The organism is Geodermatophilus dictyosporus, from assembly GCF_900115505.1.
Classification (GTDB): Bacteria; Actinomycetota; Actinomycetes; order Mycobacteriales; family Geodermatophilaceae; genus Geodermatophilus; species Geodermatophilus dictyosporus.
The window spans coordinates 45,003-68,770 of the sequence record NZ_FOWQ01000012.1; the positions used below are offsets into that span (position 1 = coordinate 45,003).

The window sequence follows — 23,768 nt, forward strand, 5'->3', positions numbered from 1 at the left end:
TGGCATGCACGCGACCGAGTCGCTCGCGACTCACGCAGCGGCCCGCCTCCCCCGCGCGGTCGTCGTCGGGCACCGCGGTGCCTGCGCGTACCGCCCCGAGCACACGATCGCCAGCTACGAGCTGGCCATCGACATGGGCGCCGACCTCATCGAGCCCGACATCGTCGTCTCCAAGGACGGCGCGCTCGTCGCCCGGCACGAGAACGAGCTCTCGCGCACCACCGACGTCGCCTCCCGGCCCGAGTTCGCCGACCGGTGCACCGCCCGCCGGGTGGGCCGCAAGCGGCGCGTCGGCTGGTTCGCCGAGGACTTCACCCTCGCCGAGCTGCGCACGCTGCGCGCCGTCGAGCGCTTCCCGGGGCTGCGGCCCACCAACACCGCCTACGACGGGCAGTACGGGATCCTCACGCTGGAGGAGGTCGTGGCCCTGGCCCGCCGCCGCTCCACCCCGCAGCGGCAGGTGCGCGTGCTGGCCGAGTTGAAGAAGCCGAGCTGGTCGGCCGAGCACGGCCAGCCGATGACCGAGCTCGTCGCCGCCGAGCTGCGGCGCCTGGACGCCACGGACCCGGACGGCACCGTCGTCGTCCAGTCCTTCGACGTCGCCGCGCTGCGCCGGCTGCGGGCCGACCTCGGCGACGACGGGCCGACGATGCTGCAGCTGGTCGACGTCGGCCCGCGGGACGACTCGCTGCTCACCAACGCCGGCCTGCGGGCGGTGTCCACCTACGCCCAGGGCATCGCGCCCAGCCGCGACCGCATCCTGCTGCGCGACGCCGAGGGCGCGCTGACCGGCGTCTCCAACCTGGTCACCCGGGCGCACTCCGCCGGCCTGCGGGTGGTGCCGTGGTCGCTGGCCGCGGAGAACGCCTTCCTGCCGCGCCACCTGCGGATCGGGGACGACCCGGCCGGCATCGGCGACCTGCGGGGCGAGGCGCTGCTGCTGCTGGCCCTCGGCGTCGACGGCGTCATCACCGACAACCCCGACGTCGCGGTGGCCGCCCGCGCCGAGCTGACCCGGGCCCAGCCGGCCGCCGCCTGACCCCCACGTCGCGGTCCTCCCGGACCGCACCGCGGCCACGTGCCGTCCCCGGCCTGCGCTGAGCCCCTCCCCGGCGCTCGATCGCGGGAGCCTGCGGCCCCCACTCCTCCCGCCGCCCCGCAGGGCGGCTCACGGGAGTGCCGTCCCCGGCTTCCCTCAGTCCAGGAGGTCGTGGACGACGACGTTCTCGTCGCGGCCGGGCCCGACGCCGATCACGCTGACCCGCGCGCCGGAGAGCTCCTCGACCCGGCGGACGTAGGCCTGCGCGGTGGCCGGCAGCTCGTCGAGGGTCCGGCAGCGCCGGATGTCCTCCGACCAGCCCGGCAGCTCCTCGTACACCGGCCGGGCGTGGTGGAAGCCGGTCTGCGTCATCGGCATCTCGTCGTGCCGGACGCCGTCGACGTCGTAGGCCACGCAGACCGGCACCGTCTCCAGGCCGGAGAGCACGTCGAGCTTGGTGAGGAAGAAGTCGGTGATCCCGTTGACCCGGCTGGCGTAGCGGGCGACGACGGCGTCGAACCAGCCGCAGCGGCGGTCGCGGCCGGTGGTCACGCCGACCTCCCCGCCCTGCGTGCGCAGGTAGTCGCCGTCGGCGTCGAACAGCTCGGTCGGGAACGGCCCCGAGCCCACGCGGGTCGTGTACGCCTTGAGGATGCCGACCACCCGCGAGATGCGGGTGGGGCCGATCCCGCTGCCGGTCGACGCGCCGCCCGCCGTCGGGTTCGACGACGTCACGAACGGATAGGTGCCGTGGTCGACGTCGAGCAGCGTGCCCTGGGAGCCCTCGAGCAGCACCCACTCGCCGGCGTCGAGCGCGCCGGCCAGCAGCAGCCGGGTGTCGGCGATGCGGTCCCTGAGCTGCTCGGCGTAGCCGGCGTACTCCTCGACCACCTCGTCGACGTCGATGGCCCTGCGGTTGTAGACCTTGACCAGGACCTGGTTCTTCTCGACCAGCGTGCCCTCGAGCTTCTGCCGCAGGATCGAGAGGTCCAGCAGGTCGGCCACCCGGATGCCGGTGCGCGCCACCTTGTCGCCGTAGGCCGGGCCGATGCCCCGGCCGGTGGTGCCGATCTTGCGCTTGCCGAGGAACCGCTCGGTGACCCGGTCCAGCGCCCGGTGGTGCGGCATGATCAGGTGCGCGTCGGCCGAGATGACCAGTCGCGAGGTGTCGACGCCGCGCTCCTCCAGCCCGGCCAGCTCCCCGATGAGCACCTGCGGGTCGACCACAACGCCGTTGCCGATGACCGGCGTGCACCCGGGGGTGAGGATCCCCGACGGGATCAGGTGCAGGGCGTAGCGCTCGCCGTCGGGGGTGATCACGGTGTGCCCGGCGTTGTTGCCGCCCTGGTAGCGGACGACGTAGGGGACCCGGCCACCGAGGAGGTCGGTGGCCTTGCCCTTGCCCTCGTCGCCCCACTGGGCACCGATCAGCACGACTGCCGGCATCGGGTGGCGCACCCCTTCGTCGTCGACGCCGGACGTGGCCCGGCCGGTCGAGTGGCAGGGTATCGGCATGTCCCTCGTCGAGTTCGACCTGCGCGGTCTGGAGCCCGGGCGGGCGCCCGACCGGGCCGCCGTCGCCGGGGCCGCCGGGGCCGGGTCGCTGCTCGTCCGCGGGCCCGTCCCGGCGCTGGCCGCGGTGCTGGCGACGCTGCACGGCGCCGGCCGGACCGCCGAGGTGCCGGTCTCCTGGGAGCCCGCCGACGACTCCTCCTCCCGCGGCCTGGCGCGCGACCTGGGCATCGGCAGCGGTGGTGAGCGGGAGCTGTCGCTGGTGCGCGACGACCACGGTGGGGTGCTGCTGCAGCACGGGCGCTACGAGGCCGCCGAGCGGGGCCGGCTGCCGCTGGCCGCGCGGCTGGGCGTGCAGGCGCACCACGACGACGCGAGGGTGGCCGACGGCGAGGTGGCGCGGATCGACGTCCGGCCCGACTGGCGGGCCGTCGACACCATCCGCGTGGCCGTCTCCACCGTGCTCCTGCGCCCGCCGCGGCGCAGCACCGGCCGGGCGCTGCAGCTGGCCAGCGACCCCGCGCAGGTCACGCGGGACGGCGTCCCCTTCGCCCGGCCGGTCACCCGCTGGACCTGGTACGCCGACGACCGGGTCCGCTGGCGCCTGGCGCCCTGAGGGAGGGCCCCCGTGGTGGACACTGGGGGCACCGAGCCGAGGAGGTCCCCCTGCGTCCGTTCCCGTCCGGGGTGCCGTGCCGGTGACCGCCGGCCGTCTGCTGTCCGCCCGCCGGGCACCGCCGCGCCTGCGGCTGCTCGACCGGGTGCTGGCCCGGCCCAGCCTCGTCCCGGTGGTGGGCCTGGCGGTCGTCGTCCTGCTGTTCGGCGTGCGCACGCCCGGGCTGCTCACCGCCGGCGGCCTGGCCGGGGTGCTCGACGTCGCGGCGCTGCTGGGCATCGGTGCCGTGGCCGTGGGGCTGCTGCTGGCCGGCGGGCACGTCGACCTCTCCATCGGCACGCTGGCCGTGTCCTCCGCCGTGCTCACCGGGGCGCTGGTCGGGGTCGGGGAGTGGGGCGTGTGGCCGGCGCTGCTGGCCTCGCTGGCCGCCGCCCTCGCCCTGGGGTTCCTCAACGGCTGGCTGGTCGTCCGCACCGGCCTGCCCAGCTTCCTGGTCACCCTGGCGACGGCGCTGGTGCTGCAGGGCGCCACGCTGGCCGGGCTGCCGCTGGCCGCCGGGGCGCCGCGGGTCAGCGGCCTGGACGAGGCACCGGGCTGGGGCGCGGCGGCCGCGCTGTTCGGCTCGACCGCCGAGGTCGGCGGCGCGGTCTTCCGCGTGTCCCTGCTGTGGTGGGCGGTGCTCACCGTGGGTGCCGGCTGGCTGCTGTGGCGCACCCGGTTCGGCAACCAGGTGCTGGCCATCGGCGGCGCGCGCCGGGCCGCCCGCGAGCTGGGTGTGCCGGTGCGCCGGACGACGCTGACGCTGTTCACGCTCACCGCGGCCGCGGGCTGGCTGCTCGGCACGCTGACCCTGGTGCCGGTGGCCAGCGTGGCCGCGACCCCCGCGTTGGCGACGGCGATCGACTTCGTGGTGGTCGCCGTCATCGGCGGCTGCCTGATCACCGGGGGCCACGGGTCGATGGCCGGCGCCGCCGTGGGCGCGCTGCTCTACTCCGTCGCCCGCCGCGGCGTCGAGCTGTCCGGCTGGGACCCGCGCTGGTCGCAGGCGCTGCTGGGCGTCCTGCTGCTCGTCGCGCTGGTCGTCGGTGGGGCGGTGCGCAGCCGGCTGCGCGCCGCGCCGCGCTCGTGAGCACCCCCCCGCCGGTGCTGGAGCTGCGCGGCCTGACCGTGCGGTTCGGCAGCGTGGCCGCGCTGCACCGGGTCGGCGTCACGCTGGACGGCGGCCGGATCACCTGCGTGCTCGGGGAGAACGGCTCGGGCAAGTCGACGCTGGTGTCGGTGCTGTCCGGCCTGACGCCGCACGACGAGGGCGACCTGCTGCTCGACGGCGTGGCGGTGCGCTTCGTCAGCCCCCGGGCGGCGCGGGCCGCGGGGATCGCCACGGTGTGGCAGGACCTCGCCGTCGCGCCGCTGCTGTCGGTGTGGCGCAACCTCGTGCTGGGTGCCGAGCCCACCCGCGGCCGGTGGCCGCTGCGCCGGCTCGACGCCGAGGCCGCGCGCGGGACGACCGTGCGGGCGCTGGAGCGGGTCGGGGTGACCGGCGTCGACCCCGACCAGCCGGTCAACTCCCTGCGCGCGGGCGAGCGGCAGAGCCTGGCCATCGCGCGGGCGCTGCACTTCGGCGCCCGGGCGCTGGTCCTCGACGAGCCGACCGCGCCGATGACGATCGCCCAGCAGACGCTCGTCGGGCAGGCGGTGCTGCGGGCGCGGGCCGAGGGGCTGGCCGTCGTCCTGGTGACGCACAACCCGCGCTACGCGCACCTCGTCGGCGACCGCTACCTGCTGCTCGCGCGGGGCCAGGTGGCCGGCGACCTCACCCGCGCCGACGTCGACGCCGACGACCTGACCCGGCTCATGGCCGGCGGTGAGGAGCTCACCGCGCTGACCACCCGCCTGCGCGAGCTGCACCCCGAGCTGGGCGAGCGCTGAGCGGCCGCCCCGGCGTCAGGTGAAGACGCTGACCCCGCCCGGGCCGACGAGCAGCCCGACGACGATCAGCACGATCCCCCACAGCAGCTGCCGGCGGACGATGGCGAGGACGCCGGCGACGACGAGCACGACGGCGAGGATCCAGAGCAGCGTGGCCACGAGCCACCTCCTGTCACGGGCACCTGATCTTGGTGCCGAGGAGGAGGAGTGTGGACCCGTTCGGGCCGCCGCGCGCGTCGAGCGTCCCTGCTCAGGGCGCCAGTGACGGATCGCAGTCGCGCAGCAGCTGGGTGCACCGCTCCTGCTCGTCGACCTCGCCGATCGCCTCGGCCGCCCGGGCCAGGACGGTGACGCAGCGCAGGAAGCCCCGGTTGGGCTCGTGCGACCACGGCACCGGGCCGTAGCCCTTCCAGCCGTTCTTCCGCAGCGCGTCGAGTCCGCGGTGGTAGCCGGTGCGGGCGTAGGCGTAGGCCTCGATGGTGCGGCCGCCGCCGAGCGCGCCCTCGGCCAGCGCCGCCCACGCCGCGCTCGCCCGCGGGTGTCCGGCGGCGACCGCGGCGGGATCGGCGCCCGCCGCGAGCGTCGCCTCCGCCTCGGGGTCGCCGGGCAGCAGCGTGGCCGGCGGCTCGCCGAGCAGGTCGCGGTGCGAGTGGGTCATCAGGCCCCCTGCGACTGGCCGGCCGACAGCAGGTCCTCGCAGGCCTCGACCACGCGGGCGGCCATGTTCGTCTCGGCCAGCTTCATGTAGGTGCGCGGGTCGTAGGTCTTCTTGTTGCCGACCTCGCCGTCGATCTTCAGCACGCCGTCGTAGTTGCTGAACATGTGCCCGGCGATCGGCCGGGTGAAGGCGTACTGGGTGTCGGTGTCGACGTTCATCTTCACCACGCCGTAGGACAGCGCCTCGCGGATCTCCGACTGCGCCGAGCCCGAGCCGCCGTGGAAGACGAAGTTGAACGGCTTGCTGCCCTCGGACAGGCCCAGCTCGGAGGTGACGACCTCCTGGCCCTCCCTGAGGATCTCGGGGCGCAGCTTCACGTTGCCGGGCTTGTAGACGCCGTGCACGTTGCCGAAGGTCGCGGCGAGCAGGTAGATGCCCTTCTCGCCCAGGCCCAGGGTCTTGGCGGTGGCCACGAAGTCACCCGGGGCGGTGTAGAGCTTGTCGTTGATGTCGTGGCTGACGCCGTCCTCCTCGCCGCCGACGACGCCGATCTCCAGCTCCAGCACGATCTTGGCCGCGGCGCACTTCTCGATGAGCTCCTCGGCGATCTGCAGGTTCTCGTCGAGGTCGATGGCCGAGCCGTCCCACATGTGCGACTGGAACAGCGGCGCCTGGCCGGCGTCGACGCGGTCCTTCGACAGCGCGATCAGCGGGCGCACGTAGGCGTCGAGCTTGTCCTTGGGGCAGTGGTCGGTGTGCAGCGCGACGTTGACCGGGTACTTCTCGGCGACGACGTGCGCGAACTCGGCCAGGGCGACGGCGCCGGTGACCATGTCCTTCACCCGGGTGCCCGAGCCGAACTCGGCGCCGCCGGTCGAGAACTGGATGATGCCGTCGCTGCCGGCGTCGGCGAAGCCGCGCAGCGCCGCGTTCACCGTCTCCGACGAGGTGCAGTTGATCGCCGGGTAGGCGAAGCCGCTCTCCTTCGCCCGGCTGATCATGTCGGCGTAGACCTCGGGGGTCGCGATGGGCATGCGGGGTCTCCTCGTCGATCGGCGCTGGTCGCCGGTCAGCATCCCACCTGCCGGGGGCGCGCCGACAGCGGGCGTCAGCCCCTGCGGCGCACCACCTTGCCGGGGTTGAGGATGCCGGCGGGGTCGAGCGCGTCCTTGATCGAGCGGTGCACGTCGGCCGACACCGGGCCGATCTCGCGCGCCAGCCAGTCGGCCTTGAGCGTCCCGACGCCGTGCTCGCCGGTGATCGTGCCGCCGAGCGAGAGGCCGAGTTCGAGGATGGCGTCGAAGGCCTCCAGCGCCCGCGCCCGCTGGTCGGCGTCGGTCGCGTCGAACACGATCGTCGGGTGCATGTTGCCGTCACCGGCGTGCCCCATGACACCGATGACCAGGCCGTACTGCGAGGAGATCGCGTCGCAGCCGTCGATGAACGTGGCCACCCGCGAGCGGGGCACGGCGACGTCGTCGAGCAGCACGCTGCCCAGCCGCTCGAGGGCCGGCAGCGCGGCCCGGCGGGCGGCGAGCAGCAGGTCGCCCTCGGCCGGGTCGGCGGTGGAGTGCACGAGGTCGGCGCCGGCCGCCTCGCACAGCCGGGTCAGCTCGGCGATCTCGGCCAGCGCGGCCGCTCCCCCGGCGTCGGACCGGGCCACCAGGAGCGCCTGGGCGTCGCGGTCGAGGTCGGCCCGCAGCATGTCGTCGACCGCGCGGATGCAGGTGCGGTCCATCACCTCGAGCATGCTGGGCACCACGCCGCTGGTCACCACCGACTCGACGACCTGCCCGGTCTGCGCGCTGGTGGCGAAGGTGGCCACCAGGGTCACCGGGTCGGTCGCCGGGGCGGGGCGCAGCGCCAGGGTCGCCTCGGTGATGACGCCGAGGGTGCCCTCGGAGCCCACGAACAGCCGGGTGAGGTCGTAGCCGGCGACGCCCTTGACGGTGCGCCGTCCGGTCCGCAGCACCCGGCCGTCGGCGAGCACCACCTCCAGGCCGAGCACGTAGTCGGTGGTGACGCCGTACTTCACGCAGCACAGGCCGCCGGAGTTCATGGCCAGGTTGCCGCCGAGGGTGCACCAGTCGTAGCTGGCGGGGTCCGGCGGGTAGAACAGCCCGGCGGCGGCGACCGCGTCGCGCAGCGCCTTGTTCACCACGCCGGGCTGGACGACGGCCAGCCGGTCGGCCGCCGACACCTCCAGGACGGCGTCCATGCGGGTCAGCACCATCGTGATCCCGCCGTCGACGGCGTTGCTCGCACCCACCAGGCCCGAGCCCGCACCGCGCGGGACCACCGGGACGCCGTGCCGGGAGGCGAGCTCCATGACGGCGACGACGTCGCCGGTGCTGCCGGGGAAGACCACCGCGGCCGGAGTGCCGGCCTCGGCCATCAGCGCCTGGTCGCGGGCGTAGGCGACGGTGACGTCGGGGTCGGTGCGGACGGCGTCCGGCCCGAGCGCGGTGGTGAGGTCCTCGACCCAGGCGGTGGTGAGCGCGGTCACCGCCCCACGGTACGGCGGGCGCTCAGTCCAGGCCGAGGTCGGCGAGGGTGAAGGCGGCGCGGTACTCCAGCCCGGCGGCCTCGACGGCGGCCCGCCCGCCGCGGTCGACGACCACCGCCACGCCCAGCACCTCGGCGCCGGCCTCCTGCAGGGCCTCGACGGCGGCCAGCGGGCTGCTGCCGGTGGTGGAGACGTCGTCGACGACGAGCACCGCCCGCCCGGCGACGTCGGGGCCCTCGATGCGGCGCTGCAGCCCGTGCGCCTTGCCCGTCTTGCGGACGACGCACGCGTCCAGGAACCCCTCGCCGGCCGCGGCGGCGTGCAGCATCGCCGCGGCCACCGGGTCGGCGCCCAGGGTCAGCCCGCCGACGACGTCGTAGCGCAGGTCGCCGGTGAGCTGGCGCATCACCCGGCCCACCAGCGGCGCGCCCTCGTGGTGCAGCGTCAGCCGGCGCATGTCGACGTACCAGTCGGCCTCCTGCCCGGAGGACAGCGTGACCCGCCCGCGGACGACGGCGAGGTCGACGACCAGCTGGAGCAGGCGGTCCCGGTCGGGCAGGGTCGCAGGCGCCGTCATGGGGACCGACCCTACGCAGGCCGGCGGCCCGGCTCCCGAGGGAGCCGGGCCGCCGGTCGGGCGGCAGTTGCCGCTACGCCGTGGGGGCGAGGACCTGGTCGACGATGTAGACGGTGGCGTTCGCCGTCTGCACGTTGCCGCAGATGACCGAGGCCGGGGTGCCGGTGACGGTCTGGGCGACGGTGAACTCCTCGCCGGTGCCCTCGATGGTGACCTGGTCGCCGTTGAGGGTGGTGTGGGTGCCGGCCAGCTCCTCGGGGGCCAGGCGGCCCTCGATGACGTGGTGCGTGAGGATCGCGGTGAGCTGGGCGTTGTCGGCCAGCACGGCCTGCAGCTGGTCGGCCGGGATGGCCTCGAAGGCCGGGTTGGCCGGGGCGATGACGGTGACGTCCTGCGCGCTGTTGAGGGCGTCGACCAGGTTGGCCTGGGTGACCGCGGTGACCAGCGTGGACAGCACCGGGTTGTTGCTGGCGGCGGTGGCGACCGGGTCGTCGGTCATGCCGGTGAACGACCCCTCGCCGTCGGCCGGGACGGCGGTGCAGCCGGCACCGAACGGCTCGTCGCTGGCCGGCATGGCGCTGCTGCTAGAGGTGCTCTCCTCGGCCGCGCTGCCGGCCGCCGAGCTGCTGGTGTCCGAGGACGCCGAGCTGTCGGCGGAGCCGCTGTCGGAGGAGCCGCAGGCGCTCAGCGTCACCGCGAGGGTGGAGGCGGAGGCCAGCAGGATGCCGCGGGTCAGGGTGTTCGTCACGAGGTGCTCCTTGTGTCGTCGTCCGTGGGATGTCCCTCCCGGCCCGTGCGAGGGGACGGGAGAGGCGTCTGCGGCCGGCGGCCGAGACGGGTCCGGGGTGCGGGGACCGCTACGTCGCGATCACCCGGGTGGACTGCAGGCCGCTGGCCCCGTTCGGGAAGGGAGCGGCCCGTTCCTCGGTCTGGACCTCGCCGTCGGCCGCGGTGGCGCGGACGGTGAGCTGGTAGGAGCCGGGGGCGAAGTCGTGGGGCAGCACCCACTGGCGCCACAGGTCGGCGTCGACCCCGGGGGACAGCTGCGCCTCGAGCCACTCGCCGTCGTCGATGCGGACCTCGACCCGCGCGATGCCGCGCGTCTGCGCCCAGGCCACCCCGGCGATCGCCGTCCGGCCGGCCGGGAAGCGGCGCAGCGGGACCGGGGTGTCGATGCGGGAGAAGAGCTTGACCGGCGCCTGCCGTGCCCAGTCGCGCTGGGTCCAGTAGACGTCGAAGGCGTCGTAGGTGGACGCCTCGATCTCGGTCATCCACTTGCACGCCGAGACGTAGCCGTAGAGGCCGGGGATCAGCATCCGCACCGGGAAGCCGTGCTCCACCGGGAGCGGCTCGCCGTTCTGGCCGAAGGCGATCATCGCGTCCTCGACCTCGAGAGCCGCGCGGGTGGAGGCGCCGATCGTCATGCCGTCCTGCGAGCGGCAGACCAGCTGGTCGGAGCCGGCCTGGATGCCGTTCTCCCGGAGGAGGGCGCCCAGCGGGACGCCGGTCCAGCGGGCCGTGCCGGCCAGGGTGCCGCCGACCTCGTTGGAGACGCAGGTGAGCGTGATGTCGCGCTCGACCACGTCGTCGCGGTCGAACAGGTCGGCCAGCGTGTAGCTGCGCGGCGCGTCGAACATCCCGCGCAGCGCCAGCGAGTACTCCGCCGGCCGGATCTGCGGCACGGTGATCGCGGTGTCGACGCGGTAGAAGTCGCGGTCGGCGGTGAACAGCGGCGTCAGGCCGGGGACCTGCTCGGCGAGGTCCGCGCCGGCGGGCAGGGCCGGGGCCGGCGACGACGGCGTCGGCAGGCTGAGGTCCCCGCGCGCCCCGCTGACGTCGAAGCGGCGCTGCAGCAGCCGCCCGGCGCCCCCGGTCACCGCGGCCGCGCCGAGGGCGGCCCCGCCGGTGACGAAGAAGCGGCGGCGGTCCATGCCCGCGCCCTTGCGGTCGGCCATGGCGAGCGCGCCGCGCAGCCGGTCGAGCACGACCTCGTCGGCGTGCCGCCGGGTGGCCTCGTCGGCGGGGTCGTCGGCGGGGTCGTCGGCGGGGTCGTCGTCGGCCGGGTCGTCGTCGGCCGGGGCGTCGCCGGCCGGCGGGGCGGCGTACCGCGCGGGGGTGGGCAGGGTCAGCGGCCGGACCAGGACGAGCAGGGCGACCACGCCCGCGGCGGCGCCGGCCACCGAGGGCAGCGCGTCGAGCGGGCCGCCGGCGGGGCGGGTGACGGCGGCCAGCGCGCCCACCAGCCCGAAGAGGGCGATCCCGGCGACCCCGGTCCGGCGCGAGCGCAGCGAGACCAGGCCGAGGACCACCGCGTAGAGCGCGACGAGCACCAGCGTGCCCACGACGAGGGCGATCTTGTCGTTCTCGCCGAACGTCACGATGGCGAACTGCTTGACCGGCTCGGGGACCAGCGTGATGACCGCGTCCCCCACCGCCACGACGGGCGAGGAGGAGGGACCCACGAGGGCGGCCACGAGCTCGGCGGCACCGAGGGCGACGGCCGCGGCGAGCAGCCCGGCGAGCGCCGCGAGCGGCCGGCGCCGGCCCCGGCGGGCGGGCGACTGGGCCCCGCCCGGTCCGGTGGCCGGCGCGGCGGCCTGCTCGGTGGTGGTCACGGACTGTCTTCGCCGTGGACCGCCCGTTGGGTTCAGATCTGCGGTAACGGTTCAGTAACGGGCCGTCAGCGCAGCCCGGCCTGCCGGCGCGCGGTCATCGCGCGGTACCACTCGCTCGACGGTCGCAGCGCGAGCGCGACGACCCCGACGAGCGTGATGAGCAGCGAGAAGACCGACAGCGAGTCGAGGAAGCCCGAGCCCGCGATGCCCCCGCCGGTGCCGGACAGGGCGCTCAGGCCGAGAAGCACGCTCAGGCCCCCGAGCACCAGCAGGACGACGCGCGCCCAGTTGCGGCCCTTCCAGGCCAGCCAGATGAACAGCGCCTGCAGCGCGGTGAGCAGCAGGCCGAGCACCGCGCCCACGACGATCCCGGTGCGGACGACGTCCTCGCTGATCGTGGGGTCGTCGACGGCCGCGGCGGCCTGCGCGACCAGGCCGTCGACGTCGGAGAGCTGCACCACGGACGCGACGAGGCCGAGGATGAAGGTGGCGAGGAAGGCCCCGATCCCGACACGGACGGTGGTCGGCCGCTCGGGCGCCTCCGGCGGGAACTGCGGGCCGGGAGCCGACGGGGCGGGCGTGTAGCCGTGGGGCTGCCCGGGCCAGCCCTGCGGCGGGGGGCCCTGCGGCGACGGGTACTGCGGCGGCGGGTACTGCGGCGGCGGGTTCTGCCAGCCCTGCCCCGGCGGCGCCTGCCAACCCGGGTGTCCCTGCGGCGGCCGGCCCTGCTGGGGGTCCGGGCCGCCCTGTCCTGACGTCATCGCCTGCTCCCTGTCGTCCCTCGGGTGTCCTCCGATCGTCACGGACGGTGCGGACCGGGGCCAGGAGGAGGGGCTGATCGACACCGGATCGGTGCGGGACGCGCGAGGGCCCGCCGCCCCACGGGGGACGGCGGGCCCGGCTGCGGGTTCACGCGCGGCGGACCGTGAGGCCCTCGTCCGCCAGGTCCGCGGGCGCGTCGACGAGGACCTCGTCGCCGTCCCGCACCTCGCCGGCCAGGAGCGACCGGGCCAGCGGGTCGCCGATCGCCGACTGCACGAGCCGGCGCAGCGGGCGGGCGCCGTAGACCGGGTCGAACCCGTTGATCGCCAGCCACTCGCGCGCGGCGTCGGTGACCGTCAGCGTCAGCCGGCGCGCGGCCAGCCGGCGGGCGAGCACACCGACCTGGATGTCGACGATCCCGGCCAGCTCCTCGCTGCCCAGCGCGCGGAAGACCACGACGTCGTCGAGCCGGTTGAGGAACTCCGGCTTGAAGTGCGACCGGACGACGTCCATGACCGCGGCGCGGCGGGTCTCCTCCGGCAGCGACTGGTCGGCGATGAGCTGCGAGCCGAGGTTCGACGTCAGGATCAGGATGGTGTTGCGGAAGTCGACCGTCCGCCCCTGCCCGTCGGTGAGGCGGCCGTCGTCGAGGACCTGCAGCAGCACGTCGAAGACGTCGGGGTGGGCCTTCTCCACCTCGTCGAGCAGCACGACGGTGTAGGGCCGCCGCCGCACCGCCTCGGTGAGCTGGCCGCCGGCCTCGTAGCCGACGTAGCCGGGAGGGGCACCGACGAGGCGGGCCACCGAGTGCTTCTCGGAGTACTCGCTCATGTCGATGCGCACCATCGCCCGCTCGTCGTCGAACAGGAACCCCGCCAGCGCCTTGGCCAGCTCGGTCTTGCCGACGCCCGTGGGGCCGAGGAACAGGAAGGAGCCGGTGGGCCGGTCGGGGTCGGAGATGCCCGAGCGTGCCCGGCGGACGGCGTCGGCGACGGCGCGGACGGCGTCGGGCTGGCCGACGACACGCGTGGCGAGCTCGTCCTCCATCCGCAACAGCTTGGCCGTCTCGCCCTCGAGCAGCCGGCCCGCGGGGATCCCGGTCCAGGCCTGCACGACCTCGGCGATGTCGTCGGGGCCGACCTCCTCCTTGAGCATCGACTCGCCGGTCTCCACCGACTCCTCGGCCCGGGCCAGCGAGCGCTGCAGCTCGGGCAGCCGGCCGTAGCGCAGCTCCGCGGCCCGGGCGAGGGCGCCGTCGCGCTCGGCGCGGTCGGCCTCGGTGCGCACCGACTCGAGCTCCTCCTTGATGCGCTGGATCCGCTCGATGGCCGACTTGTCCTGCTGCCAGCGGGCGGTCAGCTCGTCGAGCTGCTGCCGGCGGTCGGCGAGGTCGGCGCGCAGCGCGGCCAGGCGCTCCTGGGAGGAGGGGTCGTCCTCCTTGGCCAGCGCCATCTCCTCGATCTCCATCCGGCGGACGGCCCGCTCGACCTCGTCGACCTCCACCGGGCGGCTGTCGATCTCCATCCGCAGCCGGCTGGCGGCCTCGTCGACCAGGTCGATGGCCTTGTCGGGGAGGAAGCGGGCGGTGACGTAGCGGTCGGACAGCGTCGCGGCGGCGACGATCGCGGCGTCGGTGATGCGCACGCCGTGGTGGACCTCGTAGCGCTCCTTGAGGCCGCGCAGGATGCCGATCGTGTCCTCGACGGAGGGCTCGCCGACGAAGACCTGCTGGAAGCGGCGCTCGAGCGCGGGGTCCTTCTCGATGTGCTCGCGGTACTCGTCGAGCGTGGTGGCGCCGACCATGCGCAGCTCGCCACGGGCCAGCATCGGCTTGATCATGTTGCCGGCGTCCATCGCCGAGTCGCCGGTGGCGCCGGCGCCGACGATGGTGTGCAGCTCGTCGATGAAGGTGACGACCTGGCCCTCGGCCTCGGTGATCTCCTGGAGCACGGCCTTGAGCCGCTCCTCGAACTCACCGCGGTACTTGGCGCCGGCCACCATCGCGCCCAGGTCGAGCGCCATGAGCCGCTTGCCCTTGAGGCTCTCGGGGACGTCGCCGGCCACGATCCGCTGGGCCAGGCCCTCGACGATCGCCGTCTTGCCGACGCCGGGCTCGCCGATGAGCACCGGGTTGTTCTTGGTGCGGCGGGACAGCACCTGCACGACGCGGCGGATCTCGGTGTCGCGGCCGATGACCGGGTCGATCCTCCCCTCGCGGGCGCGCTCGGTGAGGTCGACGGCGAACTTCTCCAGCGCCTGGAAGGTGCTCTCCGGGTCGGCGGTGGTCACCTTGCGGTTGCCGCGGACGGTGCGGAACGCCGCCAGCAGCGCGTCGCGGGTGGCCCCGGCGCTGCCGAGCACCGCGCCGGCCTCGCCCTCCGAGCCGGCCAGGCCGACCAGGAGGTGCTCGGTGGAGACGTACTCGTCGCCGAGGGCGCCGGCCTGCTCACCGGCGGCGTTGACGACGCGCAGGAGCTCGCGCGACGGCGAGGGCGCGGCGACGGTGGCACCGCTGACGCTGGGCATGCGCCGCAGTGCGGCCTCGGCCTTGGCGCGGACGTCGGCCGGGTCGGCCCCGGTCGCGGTCAGCAGCGGTCCGGCGATCCCGTCGGTCTGCTGCAGCAGCGCCACCAGCAGGTGCAGCGGCTCGAGGGCGGCCTGCCCCCGGTCGACGGCGAGCCGCTGGGCGGCGGCGAACGCCTCCTGGGAACGGGTGGTGAGCTTGCTCTCCATGGTCGGTGCGGACGGTCCTCTCGTCAGGGGGGAGCCGGGGTCGTCCCGGCCGGTTCGGGTGTCGTGAGCTGCAACGAACCAGGAGTTGAGTCTGTTCCGCTCAAGTCCCGTGGACCCCCGGGGACAACGGGGTCTTGCCTCGGAGGGGTTGACGAGCGACACAACTGCATGCCACGCGACAAGATGACTCCTACACTCGTCGCCATGACCCAGACGTCCGAGGACCCTCGTCTCCCCTCGCCGAGCGTGGCCCTCGACGACCAGCTCTGCTTCGCCCTCTACGCCGCCTCGCGCGCGATGACCGCGCGCTACCGGCCGATGCTGGAGGAGCTGGGCCTCACCTATCCGCAGTACCTCGTGATGATGCTGCTGTGGGAGGAGGACCAGCAGACCGTCGGCCAGCTCGGCCACCGGCTCGCGCTGGACAGCGGGACCCTGTCCCCGCTCCTCAAGCGGCTCACCTCCGCGGGCCTGGTCACCCGGCACCGCCGGGTCGAGGACGAGCGCTCGGTGTCCATCGCGCTCACCGACGAGGGGCGCGCCCTCCGGGACAAGGCGTTCGCCATCTCCCAGGACATGATCTGCGCGCTGCGGCTCGACGTCGACGACTTCGCCGACCTCAAGCAGACGCTGCACGTGCTCACCCAGCGCGTGACCGAGGCGCCGCGCAGCTCCTGACCGTGCGGTGGGTTGCGCCCAACCCACCGGGGTAGGGCGCCGGGGTCCGGCCGGCCAGACGACGCCGGCACCCCGAACGGAAGGCACCCGCATGCCCACCCGCACCGCACGCACCGCCTGGAACGGCACCCTCGAGCAGGGCTCCGGCCAGGTCGAGCTGAGCAGCAGCAAGGTCGGCACCTACGAGGTCAGCTTCCCCAAGCGCGCCGCCGACGAGGCCGGGGGCACCACCAGCCCCGAGGAGCTCGTCGCCGCGGCCCACTCGGCCTGCTACGCGATGCAGCTGTCGGCGAACATCGCGCAGGCCGGCGGCACGCCGCAGTCGCTGGAGGTCAGCGCCGACGTCTCCCTCGGCCCGGACCCGGCGGGCGGCTTCCGGCTCACCGGCATCGAGCTCACGGTGCGCGGTGAGGTCGAGGGCCTCGACGCCGCGGGCTTCGAGAAGGCCGCGCAGGACGCCAAGGTCGCCTGCCCGGTGAGCAAGGCGCTGACCGGCGTCGACATCTCCCTGGACGCCTCGCTCGACAGCTGAGCCTCGCACACGACGACGGCCCGCCCCCCTCGAGGGGAGCGGGCCGTCGTGCGTCCTCAGCGGGCGGTGCCGACCCGGTCGTCGTCGGCCAGGGCCGGCTCGGACTCGCGCTGCAGCCGCTCCTCGCCGCTCTCGGTGCGCAGGGCCACCTCGCGGATCAGCAGGACGGCGACGACCGCGACCACGGCGATGACCGCGGAGACGAGGAAGACCCGCCCCGTCGCGTCGCCGTAGGACACCCGGATGAGCTCCTGGACCGGCGCCGGCGCGTCGGCGAGGTCGGCCAGGCCGACGCCGCCCCCACCCGACGCGGCGGCGGCCTGCGGCGGCAGCCCGGCGGCGATGAGGTCGCCGACCCGGGCGCTGAGCACCGCGCCGAGCACCGAGACGCCGATCGTGCCGCCGAGGCTGCGGAAGAAGGCGACCGCGGAGCTGGCCGCGCCGAGGTCGGTGGCCGCCACGGTGTTCTGCACGGCCAGCACCAGGTTCTGCATCGTCATGCCGATGCCGACGCCGAGCACGAACAGGAAGACCCCGAGCAGGATCACGTCGGTCTCGTGGTCGACGGTCGCGAGCAGCCCGAAGCCGGCCACGACCAGGACCGAGCCGGCCACCAGGTAGCCCTTCCACCGGCCGTACCGGGTGATGAGCACGCCCGAGACGGTCGAGGAGACCAGCAGCCCGCCGACCATCGGGACGGTCAGCAGGCCGGCCGCCGTCGGCGAGTAGCCGCGCGAGATCTGCAGGTACTGGCCGAGGAAGACCGACGAGCCGAACATCGCCACACCGATCGCGACGCTGGCGACGACGGCCAGCGTGGTCGTCCGGTCGCGGAAGAGCCGCAGCGGGACGATCGGCTCGGCAGCCCGCAGCTCGGTGACCACGAAGGCGACGACGGCGGCGACGCCGCCCGAGAGGAACAGGGCGGTCTCCGTGGACGCCCAGGCGAAGCTGTCACCGGCGAGGGTGACCCAGATCAGCAGCGCCGAGACACCGGCGGTGAGGAACGCGGCACCGAGGTAGTCGATGCGCACCTCCCGCCTGGTCACCGGCAGGTGCAGGGTGCGCTGCAGCAGCACCAGGGCGACGACGCCGAACGGGACGCCGACGTAGAAGCACCAGCGCCAGCCCAGCCAGCTGGTGTCGACCAGCAGCCCGCCGAGCAGCGGGCCACCCACCGTGGCCACGGCCATCACGCTGCCGAGCAGGCCGGAGTACCGGCCGCGCTCGCGCGGGCTGATCATCGCGGCCATCGCGATCTGCACCAGCGCCTGCAGGCCGCCCAGGCCCAGGCCCTGCAGCACGCGCCAGGCGATGAGCGTCTCCACCGACTGGGAGAGGCCGGCCAGCATCGAGCCGACGACGAAGACGACGATCGAGACCTGGATGAGCAGCTTCTTGCTGAACAGGTCGGCGAGCTTGCCCCAGATCGGCGTGGACGCCGTCGACGCGAGCAGCGTCGCGGTGACCACCCACGTGTACTGGGACTGGGTGCCCCGCAGGTCGGTGATGATCGTGGGCAGGGCGTTGGAGACGACGGTCGAGGACAGGAAGGCCACGAACATCGCCAGCAGCATCCCCGAGAGCGCCTCGAGGATCTGGCGGTGGCTCATCCGGCCCTGCTGCTCGACCGGCGCGTCGGCGGCCGGGACGCGGACGGACGGCGCGACGGCGGCCGGGACGCGGGTGGCGGTCCCGGTCCCGGGTTCGCGGGTGGTGGTCACGGTGCTCCTGGACGGTTCGCGGTGGGTCGGGGCGGGCCGCGACGTCGGTGGCGCGGGTGCGGGGGCGGGAGGGCGGGCGCCGCTCACGAGGCGGCCCTGACGGGCTGGCGGGGTGACGTGGCGGCGCGGTCGAGGTCGGCGGCGAGGCGCTCGACCAGCCCGCTGAGCAGGCGGGCGTCGTCCTCGTCCCAGTCGGCGAGCGCGGCGGTGGCCCAGGCCGAGCGCAGCTCGCGGGTGCGCTCGAGCGCGGCGGCACCGGCCGGGGAGAGCCCGATGAGGCTGGCCCGGCCGTCGTGCGGGTCGGGCCGGCGCTCGACGTAGCCGTCCCGCTCGAGGGCGGCGACCTGGCGGCTGACGACGGAGACGTCGACGCCGGCGTGCGCGGCCAGGGCGCTGCAGCGCTGCTCGCCGTCCCGCTCGAGCGGGACCAGCAGCGTCCAGCCGAAGGAGGGCAGCCCGCCGTGGACGGACTCGACCGCGCGGGAGGGAACGTGCCGGCCGGTGCGCAGCAGCTGCACGACCCCGGCGACCAGGCGGTCGCGGGTGGCGGAGGTGAGGGGCATGGCGTCCTCGGGGGAGCGGAAGTGCTTGCAGACCACAACCATACGTCTAGTTGGTTGCGGTCGGCAACTTCCTCCTCTCCTCGTCAGTCGGTGCGGCCCGCGTCCTCCCGGAGCTCGGCGGCCAGGGCGGCGGCGGCCGACTGCAGCAGCGGCACCACCCGCGAGACGGCGTCCATGCCCAGCCGGCCGGCCGGCCCGGACACCGAGATGGCCCCGGCCGCCCACCCGCCGGGCACCGGGACGGCGACGCAGCGGACGCCGGCCTCCTGCTCGCCGTCGTCGACGGCGTAGCCCTGCGCGGCGATGCTCGGGAGCTCGGCGAGCAGCCGGTCGGGGTCGGTGACCGTGCGCTCGGTGCGCACCGGCATGCCGGCGCTGTCGAGCAGCCGGCGGGCGTGCTCGGGCGCCAGCTGCGCCAGCAGCACCTTGCCCACGCCGGTGCAGTGCAGGTGCACCCGCCGGCCCACCTCGGTGAACATCCGCATCGAGTGCCGGGACGGCACCTGGGCGGCGTAGACGACGCGGTCGCCGTCGAGCATCGCCAGGTTCGCCGTCTCGCCGATGGCGTCGACCAGCCGGGTCAGGTGCGGCTGGGCCCAGGTGGCCAGCGTGCGCGAGGAGCACTCGCCCAGGTGGATCAGCCGCGGGCCGAGGACGTAGCGGCGCGACGGCACCTGCCGCACGTAGCCCCGGCCGACGAGCGTGCGCACCAGCCGGTGGATGGTCGACACCGGGAGCCCGCTGTCGGCCGCCAGCCGGCTGATCGCCACCTCGCCGCCGGCGTCGGCCATCAGCTCGAGCAGCACGAACGCCCGCTCGAGCGACTGCACCCCCTCCGCCGCCCCTCCGGCCACCGCCGCACCTCCGTCCGGGACCCGTCTTGCGTCCCGGCGAAGGGGCGCACTACCGTCCGGGCCACCGTTTTCCAGACTGTAGACCGCTGTTTCCACATCGCGGAACACTCGGCATCCCCTGGCCGGCCCGGCACCGGGACCGGCACGACCGGATGCCGTGACCGGCGGGAGCGAGTAGACCCATCCCATCCACACCGACGCGACGAGGCGGACGGGAGGCCGGCACGTGAGCGGCATGCACGGCACGGAGACGACGGCGGGACCGGTCGAGGGCCCGGTCCCGCCGGAGGCCACCAGCGCCACCGGCGAGGCAGGCAGCAACCCCCAGGCCATGGCCGCGGTGGTCCGCGCGGTCGAGGCGGCGCTGCCCCCGGACGCGGTCGTCAGCGACCACATCCGGCTGCGCACCTACGAGTGCGACGGGCTGGCCCACTACCGGGTGACGCCGGCGCTGGTGGTGCTGCCGGAGACCACCGAGCAGCTGGCCGCCGTGGTGCGGGCCTGCTCCGAGCAGGGCGTCCCGTTCGTCGCCCGCGGGTCGGGCACCGGCCTGTCCGGCGGCGCGCTCCCCCGGGCCGACGGCGTCCTCGTCGTCACCTCGCGGATGCGCACCATCCACGAGGTCCGCCCCGAGGACCAGCGGGCCGTCGTCGACCCCGGCGTCATCAACCTCGACGTCACGCACGCGGCCAGCCCGAAGGGCTACTACTACGCGCCCGACCCGAGCAGCCAGCAGATCTGCTCGATCGGCGGCAACCTCGCGGAGAACTCCGGCGGGGCGCACTGCCTGAAGTACGGCTTCACCACCAACCACGTGCTCGGCGCGGAGTTCGTGACGCCGCAGGGCGACGTCGTCCAGCTCGGCGGGATGGCGCCCGACAGCCCCGGCTACGACCTGCTCGGCGCCGTCGTGGGCTCCGAGGGCACGCTCGGCATCGCGACCCGCACGATCGTCAAGCTGACCCGCCTCCCGCAGGAGGTGCGCACGGTGCTGGCCGGGTTCGCCTCCACCGACGACGCCGGTGCGGCCACCTCGGCCATCATCGGCGCCGGCATCGTGCCCGCGGCGATCGAGATGATGGACGCGCTGGCCATCGAGGCCGCCGAGGCCGCCACGAAGTGCGACTACCCGGCCGGCGCCGGCGCGGTGCTGGTGATCGAGCTCGACGGCGCGGCGGTCGAGGTGGAGCACGAGTTCGCCGAGGTCGAGCGGATCTGCCAGGAGCACCACGCCTTCGCCACCCGGGTGGCCACCGACCCGGCCGAGCGGGCGCTGATCTGGAAGGGCCGCAAGTCCGCGTTCGCCGCGGTCGGCCGGATCAGCCCGGACTACATCGTGCAGGACGGCGTCATCCCCCGGACGGCGCTGCCCGGCGTGCTGCGGTCGATCGCCGAGCTGTCGGAGTCCTCGGGCGTGCGGGTGGCCAACGTCTTCCACGCCGGCGACGGGAACCTGCACCCCCTGGTCCTCTTCGACGACGCGGTGGAGGGCGCCGCCGAGGCCGCCGAGGCCGTCAGCGGCGCCATCCTCGACCTCTGCATCTCCCACGGCGGGTCGATCACCGGCGAGCACGGCGTCGGCATCGACAAGGCCGCCTACATGCCGAAGATGTTCAGCGACGAGGACCTCGACACGATGCAGCTGGTCCGCTGCGCGTTCGACCCCGACGGCGTGGCCAACCCCGGCAAGGTCTTCCCCACCCCGCGGCTGTGCGGCGAGGTGCCCGGGAAGAAGAAGGGTGCCCCGCACCCGCTGGTCGCGGCCGGCAAGGCGGAGGCGTTCTGATGACCACCCTCGACGTCGACCTGACCGCCGCGCGCGCCGCGCTGTCCTCCGCCTGCGGGGAGGTCGCCGACGCCACCCCGGCCGACGCCGTCGACGGCGTGACGCCGGCCCTGGTGGCCCGCCCGGGCTCCACCCCGGAGGTCGCCGAGGTGCTGCGGGCCGCGGCGGCGCACCGCCTCGCCGTCGTCCCGCGCGGCCGCGGCACCAAGCTCACCTGGGGCCGGCCGCCCGAGCGGGCCGACCTCGTCGTCGACCTGAGCCGGATGGACGCCGTCCTCGACCACGCCGCCGGCGACCTCATCGTCGAGGCCCAGGCCGGGACCACCCTCGCCGAGGTGCAGCGGACCGTCGCCGGCGCCGGCCAGCGGCTGGCGCTCGACGAGACGGTGCCCGGCGGCAGCGTCGGCGGCACGCTGGCCACCAACGCCAGCGGGCCGGGCCGGATGGCCTTCGGCACCGCCCGCGACCTGCTCATCGGCGTCACCGTCGTCCGCGCGGACGGCGTGGTGGCCAAGGCCGGGGGTCGCGTGGTGAAGAACGTCGCCGGCTACGACCTCGGCAAGCTGGTCATCGGCTCGTTCGGCACGCTCGCCGTCGTCACCGAGGCGGTGTTCCGGCTGCACCCGCTGCCGGCCGCCCGCAGCGTGGTCTCCGCGCCGTTCGAGCGGCCGGAGGAGGCCCAGCGCCTGGTGCAGGCGGTGCTGCAGGCCCAGGTGGTCCCCTCCGCGGTCGAGGTCTCCTGGCGCCCCGGCGGTACCGGAACCGTCTCGGTGCTGCTCGAGGGCATCGAGGCCGGCGTCGAGGGCCGCACCGCCACCACCCGGCAGCTGCTGGGCGAGGCGTCCTCCGCGGCCGCCGAGCTGCCGGAGGACTGGGCCACCCTCCCCTGGTCGGGCCGCCCCGGCCGCCCGACCGCCCTCAAGGCGACCTTCGCGCTCTCCGGGCTGGCCCGGGTGCTCGAGACCGCCCGGACGGCGGCCGCCGACGCCGGGCTCGACCTGGACCTGCGCGGGTCGGCCGGGGCGGGCGTCCTGCACGGCGCCCTGCCCGCCGACGCCGACCCCGCCGCGGTGGCGGCGGTCGTCGAGCGGCTGCGCGCCGAGTGCACCGCCGTCGGGGGTGCGCTGGTGGTGCTGGACGCCGCCCCCGAGGTGGCTGCCGCGGTGGACGCGTGGGGTCCGGTGCCGGCGCTGGACCTCATGCGCCGGGTGAAGGAACGGTTCGACCCGGAGCGCCGCCTGGCGCCCGGACGGTTCGTGGGAGGCATCTGATGACGACGACGCCGGAGCGGCCGGTGGAGCTGGGCATGCCCGGCCGCGGCGCGTTCGACGAGCACCACCCGCCGTCGAAGGAGCTGATCAGCGACTGCGTGCACTGCGGGTTCTGCCTGACCACGTGCCCCACGTACACGCTGTGGGGCGAGGAGATGGACTCCCCGCGGGGGCGCATCTACCTGATGAAGTCGGGGCTCGAGGGCGAGCCGATGACCGACTCGATGGTGCAGCACTTCGACGCCTGCCTGGGCTGCATGGCCTGCGTGACGGCGTGCCCGTCGGGCGTGCAGTACGACAAGCTCATCGAGGCCACGCGGGCGCAGGTGGAGCGCAACCACGACCGCTCGCCGGGCGACCGCGCGCTGCGCAACGCGATCTTCGCGCTGTTCCCCTACAAGCGCCGGCTGCGCGCGCTGCGCGGCCCGCTGCGGCTCTACCAGCGCAGCGGCCTGCCGAAGGTGATCCGCCGCAGCGGCCTGCTCGAGCGGCTCGCGCCGAAGCTGGCGGTGATGGAGAGCCTGGCCCCGCCGCTGGAGAAGCGGGAGCCGATCCCCGCCCGGACGCCGGCCGCCGGTGCCCGCCGCGCCGTCGTCGGACTGCTCACCGGGTGCGTGCAGGGCGAGTTCTTCCCCGGCGTCAACGCCGCCACCGTGCGGGTGCTGGCCGCGGAGGGCTGCGACGTCATCGTCCCGCAGGCGCAGGGCTGCTGCGGGGCCCTGTCGGTGCACAACGGCCGCGACGACGAGGCCAAGCGCTTCGCCCGCCGCACCGTCGAGGCCTTCGAGAGCGCGGGCGTCGACTGGGTCGTGGTCAACGCGGCCGGCTGCGGCTCGAGCATGAAGGAGTACGCCGACCTGCTCGCCGACGACCCGGCCTACGCCGAGCGTGCGCGGGCCTTCACCGACAAGGTGCGCGACGTCTCGGAGATCCTCGCCGAGCTCGGCACCGTCGCCACGCGCCACCCGCTGGAGGTCACCGTCGCCTACCACGACGCCTGCCACCTGGCGCACGCCCAGGGCGTCCGGGCGCAGCCGCGGGCGCTGCTGCAGGAGGTCCCCGGCCTGCAGCTGCGGGAGATCCCCGAGGCGGCCATCTGCTGCGGCTCGGCCGGCATCTGGAACGTGCTCAACCCCGAGCCCGCCCGCGAGCTGGGCGACCGCAAGGCCGCCAACATCGTCTCCACCGGGGCGGCCCTGCTGGTGACGGCGAACCCGGGTTGCCTCATGCAGGTGGCCTCCTCGCTGCAGCGCCGCGGCGCGGACATCGGGATGGCGCACACCATCGAGGTCCTCGACGCCTCGATCCGCGGCCTGCCCGTGTCCTCGCTCGGGGTCCGGGGGTCCTAGCCGCGCCCCGGGGTCCCGGCGCCCCTGCTCCTCCGCACCACCGCACGTCCCACCCAGCCACGCG

At 74.9% G+C, this 23,768-nt stretch carries 22 protein-coding genes; 9 read left to right on the plus strand and 13 right to left on the minus strand.

Going from position 1 to position 23,768, the window contains the following annotated elements; all coding sequences use genetic code 11:
* Window positions 1–4: 4 nt before the first annotated feature.
* Window positions 5–1,039 carry a glycerophosphodiester phosphodiesterase family protein gene (locus BMZ33_RS21985; RefSeq protein WP_091116786.1) on the plus strand — a complete coding sequence of 345 codons (1,035 nt, stop codon included), beginning with the start codon at window positions 5–7 and terminating at the stop codon, window positions 1,037–1,039.
* A gap of 156 nt (window positions 1,040–1,195) precedes the next feature.
* Here BMZ33_RS21985 and BMZ33_RS21990 read toward each other — a convergent pair whose 3' ends face one another.
* Window positions 1,196–2,485, minus strand: a complete 1,290-nt coding sequence (locus tag BMZ33_RS21990; protein WP_091117043.1) for an adenylosuccinate synthase — start codon at window positions 2,483–2,485, stop codon at window positions 1,196–1,198.
* Between the two features lie 67 nt (window positions 2,486–2,552).
* On the opposite strand from BMZ33_RS21990, the gene BMZ33_RS21995 reads away from it, so the two are divergent.
* The 3 genes from BMZ33_RS21995 (at window position 2,553) to BMZ33_RS22005 (ending at window position 5,096) form a co-directional block, all read left to right on the plus strand.
* The gene (locus BMZ33_RS21995; protein ID WP_091117046.1) at window positions 2,553–3,167 is read left to right on the plus strand and encodes a hypothetical protein; all 615 of its coding nucleotides are present in this window, start codon (window positions 2,553–2,555) and stop codon (window positions 3,165–3,167) included.
* 82 nt (window positions 3,168–3,249) lie between these two features.
* The gene (locus BMZ33_RS22000) at window positions 3,250–4,296 is read left to right on the plus strand and encodes an ABC transporter permease (RefSeq protein WP_169064710.1); all 1,047 of its coding nucleotides are present in this window, start codon (window positions 3,250–3,252) and stop codon (window positions 4,294–4,296) included.
* Window positions 4,293–5,096 carry an ATP-binding cassette domain-containing protein gene (locus BMZ33_RS22005; protein ID WP_091116793.1) on the plus strand — a complete coding sequence of 268 codons (804 nt, stop codon included), beginning with the start codon at window positions 4,293–4,295 and terminating at the stop codon, window positions 5,094–5,096. Before BMZ33_RS22000 ends, BMZ33_RS22005 begins: the two co-directional genes overlap by 4 nt.
* Before the next feature lie 15 nt (window positions 5,097–5,111).
* Here BMZ33_RS22005 and BMZ33_RS23605 read toward each other — a convergent pair whose 3' ends face one another.
* The 9 genes from BMZ33_RS23605 to clpB form a co-directional block, all read right to left on the minus strand.
* Window positions 5,112–5,255 carry a GPGG-motif small membrane protein gene (locus BMZ33_RS23605; RefSeq protein ID WP_169064711.1) on the minus strand — a complete coding sequence of 48 codons (144 nt, stop codon included), beginning with the start codon at window positions 5,253–5,255 and terminating at the stop codon, window positions 5,112–5,114.
* A 91-nt stretch (window positions 5,256–5,346) separates the two neighbouring features.
* A complete protein-coding gene (locus BMZ33_RS22010; RefSeq protein ID WP_091116796.1) occupies window positions 5,347–5,754 on the minus strand; it encodes a DUF3151 domain-containing protein in 408 nt (135 codons plus the stop codon).
* The gene (gene fbaA, locus BMZ33_RS22015; RefSeq protein WP_091116799.1) at window positions 5,754–6,788 is read right to left on the minus strand and encodes a class II fructose-bisphosphate aldolase; all 1,035 of its coding nucleotides are present in this window, start codon (window positions 6,786–6,788) and stop codon (window positions 5,754–5,756) included. Before fbaA ends, BMZ33_RS22010 begins: the two co-directional genes overlap by 1 nt.
* Before the next feature lie 74 nt (window positions 6,789–6,862).
* Entirely contained in the window at window positions 6,863–8,260 is a 1,398-nt protein-coding gene (locus BMZ33_RS22020; protein ID WP_091116802.1) for an FAD-binding oxidoreductase, read from the minus strand.
* A 22-nt stretch (window positions 8,261–8,282) separates the two neighbouring features.
* Complete coding sequence (gene pyrE / locus BMZ33_RS22025) at window positions 8,283–8,837, minus strand: orotate phosphoribosyltransferase (RefSeq protein WP_169064712.1); 555 nt, start codon at window positions 8,835–8,837, stop codon at window positions 8,283–8,285.
* 73 nt (window positions 8,838–8,910) lie between these two features.
* A complete protein-coding gene (locus tag BMZ33_RS22030; RefSeq protein ID WP_091116806.1) occupies window positions 8,911–9,585 on the minus strand; it encodes a fasciclin domain-containing protein in 675 nt (224 codons plus the stop codon).
* 109 nt (window positions 9,586–9,694) lie between these two features.
* On the minus strand, window positions 9,695–11,452 hold the full coding sequence (locus tag BMZ33_RS22035) for a molybdopterin-dependent oxidoreductase (RefSeq protein WP_091116809.1): 1,758 nt from the start codon (window positions 11,450–11,452) through the stop codon (window positions 9,695–9,697).
* Between the two features lie 65 nt (window positions 11,453–11,517).
* Window positions 11,518–12,213, minus strand: coding sequence for a hypothetical protein (locus BMZ33_RS22040; RefSeq protein WP_091116813.1), 696 nt, complete (start codon window positions 12,211–12,213; stop codon window positions 11,518–11,520).
* A 148-nt stretch (window positions 12,214–12,361) separates the two neighbouring features.
* Window positions 12,362–14,947, minus strand: a complete 2,586-nt coding sequence (gene clpB / locus BMZ33_RS22045; protein WP_091116815.1) for an ATP-dependent chaperone ClpB — start codon at window positions 14,945–14,947, stop codon at window positions 12,362–12,364.
* A gap of 204 nt (window positions 14,948–15,151) precedes the next feature.
* Here clpB and BMZ33_RS22050 point away from each other — a divergent pair, with 204 nt between their 5' ends.
* Complete coding sequence (locus BMZ33_RS22050; RefSeq protein WP_169064713.1) at window positions 15,152–15,625, plus strand: MarR family winged helix-turn-helix transcriptional regulator; 474 nt, start codon at window positions 15,152–15,154, stop codon at window positions 15,623–15,625.
* A 91-nt stretch (window positions 15,626–15,716) separates the two neighbouring features.
* On the plus strand, window positions 15,717–16,157 hold the full coding sequence (locus tag BMZ33_RS22055) for an OsmC family peroxiredoxin (RefSeq protein WP_091116823.1): 441 nt from the start codon (window positions 15,717–15,719) through the stop codon (window positions 16,155–16,157).
* Window positions 16,158–16,213: 56 nt separating this feature from the next.
* Here the strand turns inward: BMZ33_RS22055 and BMZ33_RS22060 are convergent, their stop codons facing one another.
* The 3 genes from BMZ33_RS22060 to BMZ33_RS22070 form a co-directional block, all read right to left on the minus strand.
* Window positions 16,214–17,881, minus strand: coding sequence for a DHA2 family efflux MFS transporter permease subunit (locus BMZ33_RS22060; protein ID WP_169064714.1), 1,668 nt, complete (start codon window positions 17,879–17,881; stop codon window positions 16,214–16,216).
* Between the two features lie 83 nt (window positions 17,882–17,964).
* Window positions 17,965–18,444 carry a MarR family winged helix-turn-helix transcriptional regulator gene (locus BMZ33_RS22065; protein ID WP_091117058.1) on the minus strand — a complete coding sequence of 160 codons (480 nt, stop codon included), beginning with the start codon at window positions 18,442–18,444 and terminating at the stop codon, window positions 17,965–17,967.
* A gap of 83 nt (window positions 18,445–18,527) precedes the next feature.
* Complete coding sequence (locus BMZ33_RS22070) at window positions 18,528–19,298, minus strand: IclR family transcriptional regulator (protein ID WP_169064715.1); 771 nt, start codon at window positions 19,296–19,298, stop codon at window positions 18,528–18,530.
* Between the two features lie 235 nt (window positions 19,299–19,533).
* On the opposite strand from BMZ33_RS22070, the gene BMZ33_RS22075 reads away from it, so the two are divergent.
* The 3 genes from BMZ33_RS22075 to glcF are packed head-to-tail and all read left to right on the plus strand — an operon-like array spanning window position 19,534 to window position 23,704.
* Window positions 19,534–21,084 carry an FAD-binding oxidoreductase gene (locus BMZ33_RS22075; RefSeq protein WP_244524319.1) on the plus strand — a complete coding sequence of 517 codons (1,551 nt, stop codon included), beginning with the start codon at window positions 19,534–19,536 and terminating at the stop codon, window positions 21,082–21,084.
* A complete protein-coding gene (locus BMZ33_RS22080; RefSeq protein ID WP_091116827.1) occupies window positions 21,084–22,355 on the plus strand; it encodes an FAD-binding oxidoreductase in 1,272 nt (423 codons plus the stop codon). The genes BMZ33_RS22075 and BMZ33_RS22080 overlap by 1 nt, the downstream gene beginning before the upstream one ends.
* Window positions 22,355–23,704 carry a glycolate oxidase subunit GlcF gene (gene glcF / locus BMZ33_RS22085; protein ID WP_169064717.1) on the plus strand — a complete coding sequence of 450 codons (1,350 nt, stop codon included), beginning with the start codon at window positions 22,355–22,357 and terminating at the stop codon, window positions 23,702–23,704. Before BMZ33_RS22080 ends, glcF begins: the two co-directional genes overlap by 1 nt.
* The last annotated feature ends 64 nt before the right edge of the window (window positions 23,705–23,768 follow it).